General features: G+C 70.1%; 1 protein-coding gene. It reads left to right on the top strand.

The annotated features are described in order from the left end of the window. The coding region (locus tag PUR56_RS26015; protein ID WP_329950690.1) for an RICIN domain-containing protein at positions 1-294 on the top strand (294 nt) is incomplete at its 5' end. Positions 295-298 lie beyond the last annotated feature (4 nt).

A 298-nucleotide genomic window follows, 5' to 3' on the forward strand; every position in this document is an offset into this window, starting at 1 on the left:
ACCGGCTACGTGCAGATCATGGCCCGGCACAGCGGCAAGTGCCTCGACGTCGAGGGCGCGTCGACCGTCGACGGGGCCCTCGTCGTGCAGAACACCTGCACCGGGAGCCAGTCCCAGCAGTGGCAGGTCCAGAAGGTGGCCGACGGCTCCGGCCACGTCCGGCTGATCGCCCGGCACAGCGGCAAGTGCCTGGACGTCATCAACCAGGCCACCACCAACGGCGCCGCCCTCGAACAGTGGACCTGCGGCACCGGCACCAACCAGCAGTTCAGCCGCCACACCGTCGCGGTCTGACCCC

The sequence above is a fragment of the Streptomyces sp. BE303 genome (assembly GCF_036290945.1).
In the GTDB taxonomy this organism is placed as follows: domain Bacteria; phylum Actinomycetota; class Actinomycetes; order Streptomycetales; family Streptomycetaceae; genus Kitasatospora.